17 protein-coding genes are annotated in these 17,918 nt (G+C 40.9%); 10 read left to right on the forward strand and 7 right to left on the reverse strand.

The genetic code is table 11. The features are described 5' to 3' along the window. The first annotated feature begins 95 nt into the window (after positions 1–95). Both M1D65_RS07540 and M1D65_RS07545 read left to right on the forward strand, forming a co-directional pair. Positions 96–962 (forward strand): NAD(P)-dependent oxidoreductase, encoded by an 867-nt coding sequence (locus M1D65_RS07540; protein WP_032725599.1) that lies wholly within the window; start codon positions 96–98, stop codon positions 960–962. Between the two features lie 393 nt (positions 963–1,355). After that, on the forward strand, positions 1,356–2,246 hold the full coding sequence (locus M1D65_RS07545) for a Vgb family protein (RefSeq protein ID WP_064671327.1): 891 nt from the start codon (positions 1,356–1,358) through the stop codon (positions 2,244–2,246). 325 nt (positions 2,247–2,571) lie between these two features. Here M1D65_RS07545 and M1D65_RS07550 read toward each other — a convergent pair whose 3' ends face one another. After that, positions 2,572–3,345, reverse strand: coding sequence for a CAP domain-containing protein (locus M1D65_RS07550; RefSeq protein ID WP_003232419.1), 774 nt, complete (start codon positions 3,343–3,345; stop codon positions 2,572–2,574). A gap of 336 nt (positions 3,346–3,681) precedes the next feature. Between M1D65_RS07550 and M1D65_RS07555 the strand changes: the two genes are divergently transcribed. Both M1D65_RS07555 and kinA read left to right on the forward strand, forming a co-directional pair. After that, on the forward strand, positions 3,682–5,805 hold the full coding sequence (locus tag M1D65_RS07555; RefSeq protein WP_064671328.1) for a peptidoglycan D,D-transpeptidase FtsI family protein: 2,124 nt from the start codon (positions 3,682–3,684) through the stop codon (positions 5,803–5,805). 163 nt (positions 5,806–5,968) lie between these two features. Next, positions 5,969–7,789 (forward strand): sporulation histidine kinase KinA, encoded by a 1,821-nt coding sequence (gene kinA, locus M1D65_RS07560; RefSeq protein ID WP_015252197.1) that lies wholly within the window; start codon positions 5,969–5,971, stop codon positions 7,787–7,789. Positions 7,790–7,798: 9 nt separating this feature from the next. On the opposite strand, the gene M1D65_RS07565 is transcribed toward kinA, so the two are convergent. Together M1D65_RS07565 and M1D65_RS07570 are read right to left on the reverse strand one after the other, a co-directional pair. Beyond that, positions 7,799–8,980 (reverse strand): aminotransferase A, encoded by a 1,182-nt coding sequence (locus M1D65_RS07565; RefSeq protein WP_064671329.1) that lies wholly within the window; start codon positions 8,978–8,980, stop codon positions 7,799–7,801. Between the two features lie 201 nt (positions 8,981–9,181). After that, the gene (locus M1D65_RS07570) at positions 9,182–9,343 is read right to left on the reverse strand and encodes a hypothetical protein (RefSeq protein WP_014476654.1); all 162 of its coding nucleotides are present in this window, start codon (positions 9,341–9,343) and stop codon (positions 9,182–9,184) included. Between the two features lie 203 nt (positions 9,344–9,546). Between M1D65_RS07570 and cheV the strand changes: the two genes are divergently transcribed. Further along, on the forward strand, positions 9,547–10,458 hold the full coding sequence (gene cheV, locus M1D65_RS07575; RefSeq protein WP_014476655.1) for a chemotaxis protein CheV: 912 nt from the start codon (positions 9,547–9,549) through the stop codon (positions 10,456–10,458). A 43-nt stretch (positions 10,459–10,501) separates the two neighbouring features. Here cheV and M1D65_RS07580 read toward each other — a convergent pair whose 3' ends face one another. The 4 genes from M1D65_RS07580 to M1D65_RS07595 all read right to left on the reverse strand — a co-directional run bounded on the left by M1D65_RS07580 (position 10,502) and on the right by M1D65_RS07595 (position 13,871). After that, entirely contained in the window at positions 10,502–10,966 is a 465-nt protein-coding gene (locus M1D65_RS07580; protein WP_003232406.1) for a YkyB family protein, read from the reverse strand. Positions 10,967–11,091: 125 nt separating this feature from the next. Next, positions 11,092–12,384: an MFS transporter gene (locus M1D65_RS07585; RefSeq protein ID WP_014479656.1), complete on the reverse strand. Its 1,293-nt coding sequence runs from the start codon at positions 12,382–12,384 to the stop codon at positions 11,092–11,094. Between the two features lie 75 nt (positions 12,385–12,459). After that, the gene (locus M1D65_RS07590) at positions 12,460–12,954 is read right to left on the reverse strand and encodes a L,D-transpeptidase family protein (RefSeq protein ID WP_072174092.1); all 495 of its coding nucleotides are present in this window, start codon (positions 12,952–12,954) and stop codon (positions 12,460–12,462) included. A 56-nt stretch (positions 12,955–13,010) separates the two neighbouring features. Further along, positions 13,011–13,871 (reverse strand): metallophosphoesterase, encoded by an 861-nt coding sequence (locus M1D65_RS07595; protein WP_003232400.1) that lies wholly within the window; start codon positions 13,869–13,871, stop codon positions 13,011–13,013. A gap of 142 nt (positions 13,872–14,013) precedes the next feature. On the opposite strand from M1D65_RS07595, the gene fadH reads away from it, so the two are divergent. From fadH to abbA, 5 genes are all read left to right on the forward strand, one after another. Further along, positions 14,014–14,778: a 2,4-dienoyl-CoA reductase gene (gene fadH / locus M1D65_RS07600; protein ID WP_015383534.1), complete on the forward strand. Its 765-nt coding sequence runs from the start codon at positions 14,014–14,016 to the stop codon at positions 14,776–14,778. A 63-nt stretch (positions 14,779–14,841) separates the two neighbouring features. Then, the gene (locus M1D65_RS07605) at positions 14,842–16,065 is read left to right on the forward strand and encodes an EAL domain-containing protein (protein ID WP_021479390.1); all 1,224 of its coding nucleotides are present in this window, start codon (positions 14,842–14,844) and stop codon (positions 16,063–16,065) included. A 617-nt stretch (positions 16,066–16,682) separates the two neighbouring features. Beyond that, positions 16,683–16,922: a YkuJ family protein gene (locus tag M1D65_RS07610; RefSeq protein ID WP_003218671.1), complete on the forward strand. Its 240-nt coding sequence runs from the start codon at positions 16,683–16,685 to the stop codon at positions 16,920–16,922. Between the two features lie 109 nt (positions 16,923–17,031). Beyond that, positions 17,032–17,550 (forward strand): ribonuclease H-like YkuK family protein, encoded by a 519-nt coding sequence (locus M1D65_RS07615; RefSeq protein ID WP_003232389.1) that lies wholly within the window; start codon positions 17,032–17,034, stop codon positions 17,548–17,550. Positions 17,551–17,683: 133 nt separating this feature from the next. Further along, positions 17,684–17,881 (forward strand): AbrB antirepressor AbbA, encoded by a 198-nt coding sequence (gene abbA / locus M1D65_RS07620; protein WP_010886502.1) that lies wholly within the window; start codon positions 17,684–17,686, stop codon positions 17,879–17,881. The last annotated feature ends 37 nt before the right edge of the window (positions 17,882–17,918 follow it).

The following is a 17,918-nucleotide window of genomic DNA, read 5'->3' on the forward strand; positions in this document are numbered from 1 at the left end:
ATTTTATAAGATGAATAGATATGGTAGTCTAAAAAATGAAGGGAAAATGATAAATTTTAACTAAAATCAAAACGAAACATCTGGGAGGAATGACCTTGAAAAAAACAATTGGTTTTATCGGTCTTGGAGTGATGGGAAAGAGCATGGCATCACATATTCTGAATGACGGCCACCCTGTTTTGGTGTACACCCGGACAAAAGAAAAAGCAGAAAGCATACTTCAAAAAGGCGCGATCTGGAAAGATACGGTCAAAGATCTTTCGAAAGAAGCGGATGTCATCATTACAATGGTCGGCTATCCCAATGATGTTGAAGAAGTGTATTTCGGAAGCAATGGAATTATTGAAAACGCAAAAGAAGGCGCATATCTTATTGATATGACGACATCTAAGCCTTCGCTTGCGAAGAAGATTGCTGAAGCGGCCAAAGAAAAAGCATTGTTCGCTTTAGACGCTCCTGTTTCCGGTGGAGACGTCGGTGCACAAAACGGAACACTCGCGATTATGGTCGGTGGAGAAAAAGAAGCTTTTGAAGCCTGCATGCCGATTTTCTCTTTAATGGGAGAGAATATTCAGTATCAAGGACCGGCTGGAAGCGGACAGCATACCAAGATGTGCAATCAGATTGCAATTGCAGCCGGTATGATCGGTGTTGCTGAAGCGATGGCTTATGCCCAAAAATCAGGCCTAGAGCCAGAAAATGTTCTGAAAAGCATCACAACGGGCGCAGCCGGAAGCTGGTCATTGTCAAATCTTGCTCCCCGTATGCTTCAAGGCAACTTTGAACCGGGATTTTATGTGAAGCATTTTATTAAGGATATGGGAATTGCACTAGAGGAAGCAGAATTAATGGGGGAAGAAATGCCAGGCTTGTCGCTCGCAAAATCCTTATATGACAAGCTAGCTGCTCAAGGTGAAGAAAACAGCGGAACACAGAGTATATATAAGCTTTGGGTGAAATAAAAGGACTGCTTGTATCCTGCAGGCAACCATCAGGCTGTCGTGAAAATCTCGATAGCCTTTTTTTGGACTATAAGTGCGTAAAAGAGAAAAATACCACTTGTTTTAATTAATTGACAAAACGGAAGGGTGAAAATAAGAACATGATTCTATAATTCTAGCTTTAAGAAAGAATCAATAGCTTAACCTATACATTCAACATCAGTGACTATTTTTCTGATGATCTAAATGCTTATTTGTTTTGTTTATTGATTTATTCTCTGAGATAGGATTATGGGGGAATATTCTTATTACTAAAGCGGTTTTGGAGTGAAGTCGATTTAGCATTGCCTCCTATCTCAGAAAAGTGAGTATAGGAGGCTTTTTTTGTAGATTATTATTGATGGGGGTATTGATATGAAGCTTGAACAGCAAGAAATAAATATTTTACATTCTGATTCTGGTCCATACGGGATAGCCATTTCACCCGAAGGAAAGGTATGGTTTACTCAACATAAAGCTAACAAGATCAGCTGTCTTGATAAGATGGGCCAAATGCAAGAGTATATTGTTCCGACACCTGATGCTGGAGTCATGTGTTTAACGGTGTCTTCAGAAGGTGATATTTGGTTTACAGAAAATAGGGCTAATAAGATAGGGAAACTGACAGCAAAACGGCAATTTATAGAATATCCATTGCCGCATCAACATTCAGCCCCATATGGGATTACGGAAGGTCCAGACGGAGATATCTGGTTTACTGAGATGAATGGAAATCGTATAGGTAAATTGACATTAGAGGGCAAAATTCATGAATACGAACTGCCTAATGAAGGATCGTACCCTTCTTTTATTACGTTGGGTTCAGATCACTCACTTTGGTTCACTGAAAACCAGAATAATGCTATCGGTAAAATAACTGAATCAGGTGAGTTAACGGAGTTTCCGATTCCTACACCAGCAGCAGGACCGGTAGGCATTACAAAAGGGCATGATGATGCACTTTGGTTTGTAGAGATAGTGGGTAATAAGATAGGTAAGATTACGGTTTCCGGTGACATAACTGAATATGATATCCCTACACCAAATGCACGGCCTCACGCTATCGCTGCAGGTGTAAGATCTGATTTATGGTTTACCGAATGGGGGGGAAATAAAATCGGAAGGCTGACAAGTGATCAAACAATTGAAGAATATACAATCAACACACCTCATGCTGAGCCTCATGGAATAGGATGCGATAATGATGGCACAGTATGGTTTGCATTAGAATGTAACAAAATAGGGAAATTAAAATTAACTAAATAAAGGAAAAGAGGATCCTTTGCATCTCATGCGAAACCTATGTTGCTCAACCTGACCCAAACATTTCTCCTTTATTATAAAAAGTCAAATCTATCAATGGCATAAATCTGTTGCAGCAGCTTTGCTATTGAAGGTGAAAGAAAAACGGATTGTAGTGAATATGTTCCCTTCGCAGCCGGATGAAGAAGACTGCCGTAACTTGACCTTGCTTGGCTGGGGGTCTGGCAGCTTTTTTCTGTTTCTCCATACATTTAGATGAATACAAAAAAAGCTTGTAGAAAAAACATGGTTTTCTCTACAAGCTGAAGATTACCTGTATCGTACAGGATTATTTTCCGATGAATTGTTGTGTCCAGATGCTTCCAGACTCAACGTAGCCAACACCGATGTGAGTAAAGTTAGGGTTTAGAATGTTTTTTCTGTGTCCTTCACTGTTCATCCAAGCTTTTACTACTTCTTCTGGTGTCTTTTGGCCCTTCGCAATGTTTTCACCTGCTGTTTTGTAGCTGATTCCGAAAGATTTCATCATATCAAACGGTGAGCCGTATGTTGGGCTTTGGTGATCAAAGTAGTTTTTGTCCTTCATATCCTGAGATTTTGCTCGTGCAGATTTGCTTAACGTTTCATCAATTTGAAGCGGCTTTAAGCCTTGTTTTTGTCTTTCTGCATTTGTAAGCTCAACAACTTTTTTCTCATATGCACTTACAGATGAAGGTGCAGATGTCGTTGTGTTTGTTTTTTCAGCAGTTGCAGGTGCTTTAGAAGCAGTGTTTTGATCAGCAGCTGCTTTTTCAGTAGTCTTTTGTGCAGGTTTTGCCGTTTCTGTCTTTTGAACATCCTGAACTTTCACGTTAGATTGCTTCGCATGTTTTTGAAGAAACTGCTTAATCTCTTTTTCGTTTGCAGCGTTTAACGTTTTGATATTTGTGTTAATATGCAGTTTTTTCACTGCATCGTTAAGTGACATGTTTTGTACTGTGTTCCCCGTTTTTACTGTAACCACAGGCTGGCAGGAGAGTTCTTTCGCTGATGCTTGCTGTACGCCCCCGAATGTGAATAATCCAACCGCAGCGGCAGCAGATAAAATAAATGCTTTCTTCATTAGTTCGTAACCTCCTAGAGTTGTTTGTTTCTACAGAAAAATCATAACATAGCTTTTTTGTCATAAAGATTCCAGCACTTTCCTTTGACAAATAGAGATTGTCATTTTCGTAAAGTAAATCCGTTGAATCACTAAGAATAAGGGAATCAGCGGTATATATGATTTTATCGTACCGTTACATATCTTCCTTTTTTTTGAACCGTTAGTTATATTTTAATGTGTTTTTATATTGACAGCTTTTTTTACTCCTTTTCGCTGTAACAACTATTACAAAGGTGTTACAATTAATCTCAGTATATGTAAATATATTGAATGATTTGAGAGGGGTAACCAGAAGTGACTGAAATAGGACGTGAACCAAAGAAAAAGAGCAAAGGAAACAGAGCAATCAGAATGAACCTTTTTTTCTTAGCTGTCTTTGTTCTATTCACTGCATTAATTTTTAAGCTCGGGGTTGTTCAAATTGTTGAAGGCGAACAGCATGAAGAAGACGCTGAGAAATCAAATGCAAAAACAGCTTACTATCCTGCGCCTCGCGGGAAGATGTACGACAGAAATCAGAAAGTTGCTGTCGATAACCAGAGCGTTCCAGAAATTGTGTATGTATCAACATCTAGCACAAAAACAGAAGATAAAATCAAAACAGCGAAGCGGCTTGCTTCTTTCATTCATATTGATACCGAATTTTTGAAGGAAAGGGATCTTCGTGATTACTGGATCGCAGCTCATCCGAAAAAAGCCGCCGCTCTGCTTAAGGAATCAGAAAGCAATCTGAAAGGAGACCAGGCTTACAAGCTTCAAATAGAGCGTGTTCCGGATCAAGAATTAAAGGCTATTCAGCAAGATGACGAAGAAATGGAAACTGCTGCGATATATACTAGGTTTTCAAGCGGAAATGCTTACGAACCTCAAATCGTAAAGGCAATGAATCCAAATAAGAGCAATAGCAATGGAAAAAACGGAGCGCTGCTTGATGAGAAGAAAAACTCCTCGCAAAGACCAAAAAATGACTTAACATATGATGAAATTTCCATTGTTTCTGAGCATTTAGAAGAACTTCCGGGAATCGATATCGTAAACGATTGGACACGAAAATATCCTTATGACAAAACCCTTTATTCTGTTTTCGGGGGCGTCACGACACCTGATCAGGGCCTGCTGAGCGACCGGAAAGATTTCTACTTAACAAGAGGCTATGCGAATAATGACAGGGTGGGAAAAAGTTATTTAGAGTATCAATATGAAGAATATTTAAATTCGCATAAAGAAAAAGTGGAATACGTAGAAGATAATAAAGGAAATGTCGTCAGCCAAAAAACCATTGATAAAGGCAGCAGGGGATACGATCTTCAGCTTGCTTTTGACATGGAGCTTCAGGCAAAGGTAGAAAAGATCATTGAAGAAGAAGTAAGAAACAGCCGTGCACGCGGAAATTACATGCTTGACAGAGCCTTTGCCGTGATGATGGACCCGAATAACGGCGATATTTTATCGATGGCAGGCAAAAAGATAGATTTAAAAACCAACAAAATTGAAGATTATGCGATAGGGGCATTTACCACCCAATATGAAATGGGATCAGCAGTAAAGGGGGCCACCGTACTAGCCGGCTATCAGGACGGGATCCCGCATTATAAATATTTTGTTGACATGCCACTGTATTTTGCAGGAAACGGTAATAAGCCTAAGAAGTCGTATATGAATATGGGAACTATTAATGAATTAACGGCATTGCAAAAAAGCTCAAACGTATACATGTTTAATGTCGCCATGCACATTGCCGGTGTCACATACAAGCCGCATGGACCTCTTCCTGCTGACCAGAAGGATTTAAACAAAATGAGAAATTACTACAGCCAATTTGGCCTGGGAGTAAAGACAGGTATCGATCTGCCGCAGGAATCAGCCGGTATGCAAACTACACCTGATGCGGTAGGGGGGTTAATTTTAGACTTGGCCATTGGACAATATGATACATATACACCGCTTCAAATGGCTCAGTACATCTCATCAATTGCCAATGGGGGGTACCGCATTCAGCCAAGAATTGTTACAAGTGTTCATGAGCCCAGCAAAAAAGAAGGCCTTGGGAAGACCATTGAACAAAGAAAGCCAAACATTCTCAACAAAATTAACAACTCAGAAAGTGACATTCAGCAGGTGAAGACTGGAATGAAGCTAGTTACCACTTCGGGAACAGCTAGAAATACGTTTGCAGAGGATGTTTCCGGAAAAACTGGAACTGCTCAAACATTTTATTACGGAACAAATCGTAATTGGTGGGGAAAAAGCACGTACAATCTAACATTTGTCGGCTATTATCCATCAAAAAATCCAAAAGTGGCATTCAGTGTTGTTGTCCCTTCTGTAGCGAACGACCACGACCCGATCAACAAACTCATTGCCAAAAGAGCTATCCACGCCTACGCAGAGCTCGAAAAAAAACACAGTAAAAAATAAAAAACAGGGTGCACAACTAAAAGATTGTGTGCCCTTTCTTTTATTCAAAAATTGACGTTCACCATAAGAATAGAAGGAGAATACTCATTTTCTAGCGAATCATACTAGGTAAAAGTCAATCTGTATATGTCGAAACACGATGATCATGCAAAGGAGGGATTCTGTGGAACAGGATACGCAGCATGTTAAACCACTTCAAACAAAAACCGATATTCATGCAGTCTTGGCCTCTAATGGACGCATCATTTATATATCTGCCAACTCCAAACTGCATTTGGGCTATCTCCAAGGAGAGATGATCGGATCATTCCTCAAAACGTTTCTGCATGAGGAAGACCAATTTTTAGTTGAAAGCTATTTTTATAATGAACATCATCTGATGCCGTGCACCTTTCGTTTTATTAAAAAAGATCATACGATTGTGTGGGTGGAGGCTGCGGTAGAAATTGTTACGACAAGAGCTGAGCGGACAGAACGGGAAATCATTTTGAAAATGAAGGTTCTTGAAGAAGAAACAGGCCATCAATCCCTAAACTGCGAAAAACATGAAATCGAACCTGCAAGCCCGGAATCGACTACATATATAACGGATGATTATGAACGGTTGGTTGAAAATCTCCCGAGTCCGCTATGCATCAGTGTCAAAGGCAAGATCGTCTATGTAAACAGCGCGATGCTCTCAATGCTGGGAGCAAAAAGCAAGGATGCTATTATTGGTAAATGGTCCTATGAATTTATTGAAGAAGAATATCATGATATCGTGAAAAACAGGATTATACGAATGCAAAAAGGAATGGAAGTCGGAATGATTGAACAGACGTGGAAAAGGCTTGATGGCACACCTGTTCATTTAGAAGTGAAAGCATCCCCGACCGTCTACAAAAACCAGCAGGCTGAGCTGCTGCTGCTGATCGATATCTCTTCAAGGAAAAAATTCCAAACCATCCTGCAAAAAAGCCGTGAACGATATCAGCTGCTGATTCAAAATTCCATTGATACCATTGCGGTGATTCACAATGGAAAATGGGTGTTTATGAATGAATCGGGAATTTCCCTGTTTGAAGCGGCTACTTATGAGGACTTAATTGGCAAAAACATATACGATCAGCTGCATCCTTGCGATCACGAGGATGTAAAAGAGAGAATCCAAAACATCGCCGAGCAAAAAACAGAATCTGAAATTGTCAAGCAATCCTGGTTCACCTTTCAGAACAGGGTCATTTATACGGAGATGGTCTGCATTCCGACGACCTTTTTTGGTGAAGCGGCCGTCCAGGTCATTCTTCGGGACATTTCAGAGAGAAAACAAACAGAAGAATTGATGCTGAAATCGGAAAAATTATCAATCGCAGGGCAGCTCGCGGCGGGAATCGCCCATGAGATCCGCAACCCTCTTACAGCGATCAAAGGATTTTTACAGCTGATGAAACCGACAATGGAAGGAAACGAACATTACTTTGATATTGTGTTTTCTGAACTCAGCCGTATCGAATTAATACTCAGTGAACTGCTCATGTTGGCGAAACCTCAGCAAAATGCTGTCAAAGAATATTTGAACTTGAAAAAATTAATTGGTGAGGTTTCAGCCCTGTTAGAAACGCAGGCGAATTTAAATGGCATTTTTATCAGAACAAGTTATGAAAAAGACAGCATTTATATAAACGGGGATCAAAACCAATTAAAGCAGGTATTCATTAATTTAATCAAAAATGCAGTTGAATCAATGCCTGATGGGGGAACAGTAGACATTATCATAACCGAAGATGAGCATTCTGTTCATGTTACTGTCAAAGACGAAGGGGAAGGTATACCTGAAAAGGTACTAAACCGGATTGGAGAGCCATTTCTAACAACAAAAGAAAAAGGTACGGGGCTTGGATTAATGGTGACATTTAATATCATTGAAAACCATCAGGGAGTTATACATGTGGACAGCCATCCTGAAAAAGGCACAGCGTTTAAAATTTCATTTCCAAAAAAATAAAACAACGGCTTAAACGCCGTTGTTTATCGTCTTCATTGCTTCACGTTTTTTTAATACAAATAATTCTAAACGGTCCAGGCCTTCTCTCAGTGTGTCCAGCGAGTACGCAAAAGACAATCTTACATATCCTTCACCATATGTTGAGAACGAGCTGCCCGGCACGAGTGCCACACCAGCGTCTTCCAAAAGAGCCATACTAAAATCAAATGAAGTCATTCCAAATGATTTAATAGAAGGGAAGATATAAAACGCACCGGACGGTTTAACTACATCAAGTCCCATGGAAACAAGACGGTCATAAACATAGTCGAGACGTTTTTTGTATTGTTCTCTCATAATCAATGCGTCGTCAAAGCCGTTTGTGACAGCTTCAAGCGCGGCTTTTTGAGAAATGGATGAGGCACATGACACATTGTATTGATGAACCTTTAAAATGTGCTTTGCAATGTCTTTCGGTGCAAATAAAAATCCAATTCTCCAACCGGTCATGCTGTGTGATTTTGACAAGCCGTTAATGACAATTGTTTGATCCCGCAAATGGTTTGCGATGGAGTAATGCGGTCTGTCATATGTTAATTCACTGTATATTTCATCGGACAATACGAAGACATTTCTGCCTTTTAAAAGGGCTGCGATGCTTTTCAGTTCTTCTTCAGATAAAGTCACGCCGGTAGGATTTGACGGATAAGGAAGCACGACACACTTGGTGTTGGGTGTCAGAGCATCTTCAATCAGCCGGGCGGTAAGCTTAAAGCCGTGTGATGTAGTATCAACAATGACAGGCTTGGCCCCGCACAAATTGATAATAGGTTCATAGCCCGGATAAATAGGCCCTGGCATAATGACTTCATCACCGGGAGATAAAATCGTCCGGAATGCAGCATCAATGGCTTGGCTTGCGCCTGTTGTGATGATGATTTCAGATTCAGCATCATAGTTGAAATCCGCTTTTTTCTTCATATAAAGCTGCACAGCTTGTCTCAGCTCCAGGTAGCCGGCATTCGGAGTATATGACGTCACGTTTTCATCAATGGCTTTTTTTGCGGCAGCTTTCACATGATGCGGTGTGAAAAAATCAGGCTGGCCGATTGTAAGTGAAATGACGTCTTCGTGTTGGGCTACAAGATTCGAGAATTTGCGTATTCCTGAAATTTCGATCTCTCTTGCTTTCGGATTCAGCAAATGTTCCATAATTCATCACCTTAACAAATATAATGAGTTTATCCTATTTTACCACTAGCTGATCATTTGTCACCTTTTTAACTGATATATTTCGATTGTATGCGCCTTTTTTCTAAACATACCTTTCTTTTCAGAAAAAAAGAAGACAACCAGCGATTTGATTGTCTTTATTGTATCATGTTCTATTATTGTTTATATGTGCCAATTTCATTAATAGCCATAATCAAAATGAAGGTCTTCGTGCCAAATCAGATACGGAGGATGCTCTTCTCGAAGGTCAGCTGATTCTTTCTTCATATTCAGGTAAGTTTCTTCACTGATATCCTCTAAAACAGTCATTTCGTTTTCTTTAAATATTACTAAGGTACCCATTATTTACACCCTTCTTTGGAAAAATCCTTGACTATTTTATCACTGTTAGTTGGAAAGTCAATGGTTATTAGGAAAAAAGTTTCTTTTTTGAGGAACTCGGCTTGTTGCCTTCGGAATTCGATTTTGAAGAGCTGCCATTCACTTTTTACAAATTACGCCGATATATACAGTACAATACTGAATGCGAATAGCGAGGGATTGAATTGTCGTTACAACAATACGAAATTTTATTGGATTCTGGTACAAATGAATTAGAAATTGTGAAGTTTGGCGTGGGTGAAAATGCTTTCGGAATTAACGTCATGAAGGTAAGAGAAATTATTCAGCCTGTCGAGGTGACATCAGTGCCTCACTCCCATCAGCATGTAGAAGGAATGATTAAACTCAGAGGAGAAATCCTCCCTGTGATCAGTCTCTTCTCATTTTTTGGAGTAGAGCCTGAAGGATCAAAAGATGAGAAATATATCGTGACTGAATTTAATAAACGGAAAATTGTTTTTCATGTCGGCTCTGTTTCTCAAATTCACAGAGTATCCTGGGAAGCGATTGAAAAGCCGACATCGTTAAATCAAGGAATGGAGCGGCACCTTACCGGGATTATTAAGCTCGAAGACCTGATGATCTTTTTGCCTGACTATGAAAAAATTATTTATGACATTGAATCAGATTCAGGTGTGGACACGTATAATATGCATACCGAGGGCTTCGATGAAAGAAGAACTGATAAAAAGCTTATCATTGTAGAGGACTCACCGCTTTTGATGCGCCTCTTGCAAGATGAATTAAAAGAAGCAGGGTACAACAATATCGCTTCGTTTGAAAATGGAAAAGAGGCATATGAATACATTATGAACCTTGCTGAAAACGAAACTGATTTATCAGAACAGATTGATATGATCATCACTGATATTGAAATGCCAAAAATGGACGGACACAGGCTCACAAAGCTGCTGAAGGAAAATCCGAAAAGCTCAGATGTGCCGGTTATGATTTTCTCATCGTTAATTACGGATGATCTGCGTCACCGCGGCGAAGTTGTAGGCGCAGATGAGCAAATCAGCAAGCCTGAGATCAGTGATTTGATTAAAAAAGTGGATACGTATGTTATTGAATAAATAAAAACAGCCGTTGCCAGAAAGAGGCACGGCTGTTTTTATTTTAAAAGTAACTCTCGCCAAGTTTTTTAAAGACCGGTTTATGGTAAGCTGGCTGCTGGCGATTTGGCACTAGCGGCTTTTCTTTCATGCCGACATATTCTTGCAAAAGGTGTTTCGCTTTTGTTAAAGACATTTGAGCTTTAGGATTTCGGTACGATTGATTAAGTGTACCTAAATGCGGAAGATGTTCGAAGTCTTCTTTAGTTGGAGGCATGTGAAAATAGTAGTCTCCGATTGAGATAAGCACGTCCGATTGCTGTTGGCTGAACCTTGGATTTTTTGAAAAATGAAGCCCTATTTTCTTTCCTTTACCTTCTTTGACAAGCTTTTGCAAAGCCCGTTTTTTCAGCAGATATAGGTATTTAGGGTTGGGGGCGGTTTTTGCATGGCGGTTCACAGTGTAAACTGCTTTTGAAAGATTTTCTACGGTTGGCTGCAGATCTTTCGTATATGCATGGTCGTCCATTATTTCTCTCCTTTGCTCTTATCAATTTCTATATGTTTAGATTATACTTTTTTAAAGTTGAAATGCAAATATTGAATGTAAAAATGCGCTTTTTTCTAAGAAAAAAAGCGCATTTTTAACCTGCATTATACAGATCTTGCCTTCTTTTTCGGCTGTTCTTGAAATGCTTCCTGAACATTCACTTCCACAGCCTGAGCACTGTATTTTGGCAGTGCAATAAAATAAAAAATAAAAACGAGCAGGATAATAACACCCATGCCGTAATAAAGATAATCAATGTTTGATACAAACTTAGGGAATAACAGTGCGACTAAGCCAAGTGTCAAAGACTGTGCAAACATCATAAAAGGGTCTTGCATGCCGCTTACACGTCCCATCAGTTTTGGATGAACAATTTTGGGCATCCACCCTCCGATTGCAATGTTGATCGGTCCGATGCACATTCCCAGTGCAAAAGCTGCCGCGTAATACACCCATAAAATATTGGTGTAGCCGAGGACGAAGATCAGCAAACCTGCAATGAAAATCGGTATCGACATTAAAAAGTGCGGCTTCACTTTTTTAGAGATGATCGTGCCTATTACGCTGCCTGCCAGAAGCCCAAACCCGAGTGCGATCGTAAATACAGACGTATGCCACTCATAACGGTCAGGAGCCAATCCATATTTCATTGTAAACATCGGCAATACAGCGAATCCTCCGTTGACAAATCCAAAAATGAAAAAGCCAAAAATAAGAGATGCCAGCAATTTGTTTTTTAAAATATAGAGGATGCCTTCTCTAAAGTCATTTATTGAATCCTTAACAGAAGTCTTTCTCCAGCTGAATGCACCGTTTGGCTGTCGGGCTTCTTTTGGAATCCGGCAGCTGCGGATCAGCAGCCCGGAAATGATAAAGCTGACAAAATCAAGAATAATGGCGCCTTCAATACCGATGGTGTTGTACATAAACGCGCCTATACCGACTCCAAACACCATAAAAATGCTAAAAAGCATCTGATTAAGCCCTGCCGCTTTCGCATAATGCTCCTTCGGCAGAATGGCTTGTACCAAACTGTTTTCTGCCGGAAAGAAAAACTTTGTTACAGCGCTTCTGATAAATAAGATACAAAAAACAAGAGGGATATTGCCGGTAAATAAAGTGAAAAAAAGCACGACAGTCAGGCCTGCTCTGATCCAATCACAATTTTCTGCCACCTTTTTTCTGTCAAACCGGTCCGCGACGACTCCCACGATCAGAAATACAAATATGGTCGGAAGAGAATACATCAGCTCCGCCAAGGTCGTATATGAAGGCTGGCTGCTGAATCGGTCCAGCAAAAAAAATGCAAAGGCCATGTTGCCTACTGTCGTGCCCATTTGAGAAGCGAGTGCTGCGAAAAATAGACGAACAAAATTACGATTTTTAAATATATCCATAAAAACGCTCCTTACCCTAAAGGTCCCACTTTATCATATTATAAACCGCCTGTTTTTGAAACAAATAAGAAAACATTACCGGTTAATCGTGACTCTTGTTCCGTTTGGCACAATTGAAGCAAGTTCAATCACGTCTTTGTTATGCATGCGAATGCAGCCTTTAGAAACAGCCTTACCAATCGAAGCGGGATTATTCGTCCCGTGTATTCCGTAGTGCTGCTTTGAAAGGCTCAGCCAATAAGCGCCAAATGGGCCGCCGGGATTGCGCTGGCGGTTAATAATGTAAAACTCGCCAGTAGGCGTTTGCGTTAGTATTTTACCAACGGCGATGGGATAGGTTTTCATTACCCGATTATTTAGGAACAGCGTAAGGGTCTTCGCTCCGATTGAGACTGCGATATGATACGGAATTGTATAAGGGTCCGGCAGTCCGGGGATGACTATGGACTGTCCCGCTGTGAGCCCTGCCTGCAGTGACGGATTAGCCTGGAGTAATGCAGCCGTGCTGATTCTGAAATCAGCCGCGATGCTGTTCAGTGTATCACCTTGCTTCACTTGGTACGTAAGCAGTTTCCTCATCCTCCTTTTTTACTTATAAGTATTGATGAGGAGCCCATCCTGCTACATTAATTTGTGCTTTTTAAGGTGAAGACAGTGATTTCAGGCTTGGCCAGAAACCGCAAAGGCAGCCTGGTCATCCCGAGGCCTCGGTTTACGTAAATATGAGTGCTGCCCGTTTGATACATTCCCTCTGTGTAGACTTTTCCATATGGAGGCGTAATAATCGGTCCGTAAAAAGGCAGCTGAATCTGGCCGCCGTGTGTATGGCCGGAAAGCTGAAGGTTCACGGGATAATCTGTTGTTTTCAAGGCCGCATCAGGTTCATGGACGAGAAGAATGGAAAAAAGTCTGTCGCTCAGCCTTGAAAGGGTGCCTTCATAATCTGGGTTTCCCAGCATTAAGTCATCAAGCGAAGCAATTTCGATTTTGCTGCCATCTGCGAGTGACAATGTTTGATAGCCATTGCGATATACCGTGAAACCTCCGGCCGTCATCAGGCTTTTGTAAACGGCAGTTCCATAGCCTCCGTGATCATGATTGCCGTAAATACAAAGCTTGCCGAAGGGAGCATTAAGCTTTCTCAATAATGGAATGACTGCCTGGTGGTGCTGGTACGTATCAGGATTATCGATAATATCACCTGTAAAAACAATGAGATCAGGTTTAGATTCATTAATTGTAAGAATGACAGTTTTTAAATCTTCGAGAGTAAAGTAATCACTCAAGTGTGCATCGCTGAACTGCACGATTTTAAAACCGTCAAATCCGTGCGGGATGAGAGAGCTTTTTATTGTGTGTTCGGTTGTCTCGATCATATGAGGCTCGAGATACCTGGCATAGCCATATCCCCCGCCGGCCGTTAAAGCCCCGGCAGCAAGAGCGCCGAACATTCCTTTTAGAAATTGTCTTCTGGACATCTTTTTCATTTCAAACCAACCTTTAATAGAGTTTTTCTATTATATCATCTGTATCTGACAAAAATCTCATATGAGCATGTGCTGACAGAGGTAGGGATATAATGATAGAATATTATTGAATGAATACTCATTCACAATTGGAGGGATAAACATGGAAAAAAAAGCGGTAATTATTACCGGCGGGTCAAGCGGCATGGGAAAAGCAATGGCAAAAAAACAGGCTGAATTAGGGTGGCACGTTATGGTGACAGGGAGGAACCATGAAGCACTTGAGGAAACAAAAAAAGAAATTCAGACCTTTGAGGGACAGGTCGCTTGTTTTCAAATGGATGTCCGTTCCGATTCCGCCGCTTCAGACATGATTAAAGAAGCGATAAAAGCCTTTGGCCGGCTTGACGCGCTGATTAACAACGCGGCCGGAAACTTTATTTGTCCGGCAGAAAAGCTAACGCCCAATGGATGGAAAGCCGTTATTGAGATTGTTTTAAACGGCACATTTTTTTGCAGCCAAGCAGCGGCAAGGCATTGGATTGACCAGAAGCAGCAGGGTGTCATTTTAAATATGGCAGCCACGTACGCTTGGGGAGCGGGAGCGGGGGTCGTTCATTCCGCTGCAGCCAAAGCGGGGGTATTGTCATTGACAAGAACGCTGGCCGTTGAATGGGGGAGCAAATACGGCATTCGTACAAACGCGATAGCCCCCGGACCGATTGAACGAACAGGCGGTGCGGAGAAGCTATTTGAATCGGAAAAAGCGATGGCCCGCACGATGAACAGTGTGCCGCTCGGCCGATTGGGCACACCGGAGGAAATCGCCGCTTTGGCAGCGTTTTTGCTTTCTGATGAAGCATCCTATATAAACGGGGATTGTATCACAATGGACGGAGGGCAATGGCTGAATCCTTATCCGTTTTAAAGAATATTAATCTTTGGATTCAATGTGGTATAATCAGACAAAGATAGAGAAGCAGGTGATAACATGTTGGATCCACTTGATATTTTAACGAACATTGATGATGTCCTTCCATATTACCAGGCGATTTTCAGTGCCGAGGAACAGAAGGTTGTCGGATATGAGGTGCTTGGACGAATTTTGGCAGATTCAGAAATCCAAAGTCTCGGGCCCTTCTTTTTAGATGCGGGGATACCCGAAGAATATAAATTAGAGGTTGATAACAGAATTATCCGCCAGGCTCTTGACCGCTTTTTAGAGGCGGATTCTGATCTGCTGATTTTTATGAATCAGGATGCCAATCTGCTGATGCTGGATCATGGTGAAAGCTTTCTGGAGCTTCTGAAAGAATATGAAGCGAAGGGAATCGAACTCCACCGTTTTGTGCTTGAAATTACAGAGCACAATTTTGAAGGGGATATTGAGCAGCTCTACCATATGCTTGCATACTATCGTACATACGGAATTAAAATCGCAGTTGACAACATCGGAAAAGAAAGCAGCAACTTGGACAGAATCGCGCTGCTCTCACCAGATCTGTTAAAAATCGATTTGCAGGCGCTGAAAGTGTCACAGCCGTCACCGTCATATGAGCATGTGCTGTACAGCATATCTTTATTAGCAAGAAAAATCGGTGCGGCGCTGCTGTATGAAGACATTGAGGCGAACTTCCAGCTTCAGTACGCCTGGAGAAACGGAGGCCGCTATTTTCAGGGCTATTACTTAGTGTCTCCATCTGAAACGTTTCTAGAGAGAGATGTATTGAAACATAGACTAAAAACTGAATTTCACCAATTTATCACACATGAGAAAAAGAAACTGGAAACCGTCTATGAGCACTCTGAACAGTTTTACAAACGAGTGCATCAGGCTGTGACCTCTTTGAGAAAAAACAATCTGTCTTCTGATGATGACTTTATTAAAAAGCTGGCGGAAGAGCTGACAGATTGCAGCTTCAGGATTTACATGTGTGATGAAGAAGGCGATCAGCTGACGGGAAATGTGTTTAAGCAGGATGGGGAATGGATTTATCAGCCGGAATATGCGGAAAAGAACTGGAGCTGGCGTCCTTATTTTCTGGAGAACATTATGCGAATGAGAAATCTCAGAAAAGGTTTTTTCAGTGATCTGTACAGTGATTTGGAAACAGGTGAAATGATCAGAACGTTTTCATATCCGATGGATGATCAAATGTATTTATTTATAGACTTGCCTTATTCTTATTTATATGAGCAGGACGGACTGATTTAACGGCTGAAAGGCCGTTTTTTTTATGAAATGAAAAAAATATCAAAAAACGATTGACATTGATACTGAGAATCATTATCATTTAATTATAGAGAGAAGCTACTCTCTGTTCCCCAACCCCTCTATCAGATCAAGATCCGAAAAAACTTGGCGCTACCCCCGCCAAGTTTTTTATTTGTCAAAGCATAGGACAATCCAATGAAACAATAAACCTAACTAGTGGTAAACGTTTAACACGGGGAGAAACATTGAGTGCCGAACACCCCTGACACTGCTGCACGGGTGTTCAGTTCCGTTGTTTACCTCTATCCAGCATGACTCCCATTGATTATGGCCACGCGGAACTTCACCATAACATTCAAAAGAAGGTTTTGACAAAGTTGCAAAAAGGCATTCTTAATGCTGCCAAAGATTCGAAAAAAATTATAATTGTGTGCATGACATTCAAAAAAAGCCTCAAACTAAAGAAAAATAGTTTTTTTCACTTTTTTTTCTTTGCTTAAATTCAGCAGTGAAAATGCCATCCTGTCCGACTTTATGGTATGATGCTCAATAGAACTTGTATTATAATAAATACTTGTTGATTTGAAGTTGCTTTTTGAAAGGAGTCTTTTTTTAGAATGTCACAATTAATGGGTATCATCACACGGCTGCAAAGTCTGCAAGAAACAGCGGAAGCGGCTAACGAGCCAATGCAGCGTTATTTCGAAGTGAATGGTGAGAAAATATGCAGTGTTAAATATTTCGAAAAAAATCAAACGTTTGAACTGACGGTTTTCCAAAAAGGTGAAAAACCTAACACATATCCGTTTGATAATATCGACATGGTTTCCATCGAAATCTTTGAACTTCTTCAGTAAGATTCCTGAAATAGGGGGAACAAGCTTCCGCCTTTGCAAAAGTAATCGAAATAAACGGTAAGGAACATACTTGTTTCATGGTTGTAAATCCTTGAAAAGGAGTGTCGTGATGGCTGATTCTTTTCTGTTTTATAATCTTTCAGAAGCACAGATGACCTTTCAAGATGTGATGGAACGGCTTAAAGCCTTTGTTCAAAAGGACCCCCGTTCTTCTTATGTGTTATCGATCGGAACCGATTCACAGGTTTACCGCGATTACACAAAGTTTATTACCGCATTGCATTTGCATCGTACAGGCAAGGGAGCTTGGGGCTGCTTGAAAAATCATACAGTCGACAGACCCATACATAGCCTTCGGGAGAAGATTTCGTTAGAAACGGCGTACAGCCAAGAAACGGCCGCTCATATTCTTGATGGACACTTAATGGATATTACCGATCTGCTCCTGCCCTTTACCGGTGAGGGGGCGGATCTTACCTTTGAAGTTCACTTGGATATTGGGAAAAAAGGGCTTACAAAAGATCTGATCCAAGAAATGACTGGACGTATTACCTCCATGGGGATTGAGGCCAAAATAAAGCCGGATTCATACACTGCCTTCAGCTATGCAAATCGTTTCACAAAATAATTTGACTGAAAAAGCCAAGGTAAATGTCGAATTATGCGGTTGACGTTTGTTATCTGATTACTTATTCTAGCGGTAGAGCTGAAAGTAAGTTGTCTTGCTTTCAGAGGTATTCAGTATAAAACAGGGGGCCTGATTGCGAATGAGTCTTATCGGTGAACGATTTACAGAAGAAGAACAAAAACTTCTGCTGAATATCCTGATCAACCATGAGTATGCCATCGAGCTATTAAGCAGTGAGATCAACGATATAGAGACAGGGACCAAAAACGTTGACGGAACCACCTACAAAAAACTTGTAACGCTATACGACCGATTTCGATTTGAAAATTAATGGGACACCCTATAATTGATACTCCACAAAGAGTATC

It is taken from the genome of Bacillus sp. JZ39, assembly GCF_053903145.1.

What these genes read in the sequence shown, in the direction of transcription:
- M1D65_RS07615 (WP_003232389.1), top strand. Translation starts at nt 17,032, where the DNA reads ATGGCTGATTCTTTTCTGTTTTATAATCTTTCAGAAGCACAGATGACC.
- M1D65_RS07605 (WP_021479390.1), top strand. Translation starts at nt 14,842, where the DNA reads ATGTTGGATCCACTTGATATTTTAACGAACATTGATGATGTCCTTCCA.
- M1D65_RS07585 (WP_014479656.1), bottom strand. Translation starts at nt 12,384, where the DNA reads ATGGATATATTTAAAAATCGTAATTTTGTTCGTCTATTTTTCGCAGCA.
- M1D65_RS07610 (WP_003218671.1), top strand. Translation starts at nt 16,683, where the DNA reads ATGTCACAATTAATGGGTATCATCACACGGCTGCAAAGTCTGCAAGAA.
- M1D65_RS07550 (WP_003232419.1), bottom strand. Translation starts at nt 3,345, where the DNA reads ATGAAGAAAGCATTTATTTTATCTGCTGCCGCTGCGGTTGGATTATTC.
- M1D65_RS07595 (WP_003232400.1), bottom strand. Translation starts at nt 13,871, where the DNA reads ATGAAAAAGATGTCCAGAAGACAATTTCTAAAAGGAATGTTCGGCGCT.
- fadH (WP_015383534.1), top strand. Translation starts at nt 14,014, where the DNA reads ATGGAAAAAAAAGCGGTAATTATTACCGGCGGGTCAAGCGGCATGGGA.
- M1D65_RS07580 (WP_003232406.1), bottom strand. Translation starts at nt 10,966, where the DNA reads ATGGACGACCATGCATATACGAAAGATCTGCAGCCAACCGTAGAAAAT.
- M1D65_RS07565 (WP_064671329.1), bottom strand. Translation starts at nt 8,980, where the DNA reads ATGGAACATTTGCTGAATCCGAAAGCAAGAGAGATCGAAATTTCAGGA.
- M1D65_RS07545 (WP_064671327.1), top strand. Translation starts at nt 1,356, where the DNA reads ATGAAGCTTGAACAGCAAGAAATAAATATTTTACATTCTGATTCTGGT.
- M1D65_RS07570 (WP_014476654.1), bottom strand. Translation starts at nt 9,343, where the DNA reads ATGGGTACCTTAGTAATATTTAAAGAAAACGAAATGACTGTTTTAGAG.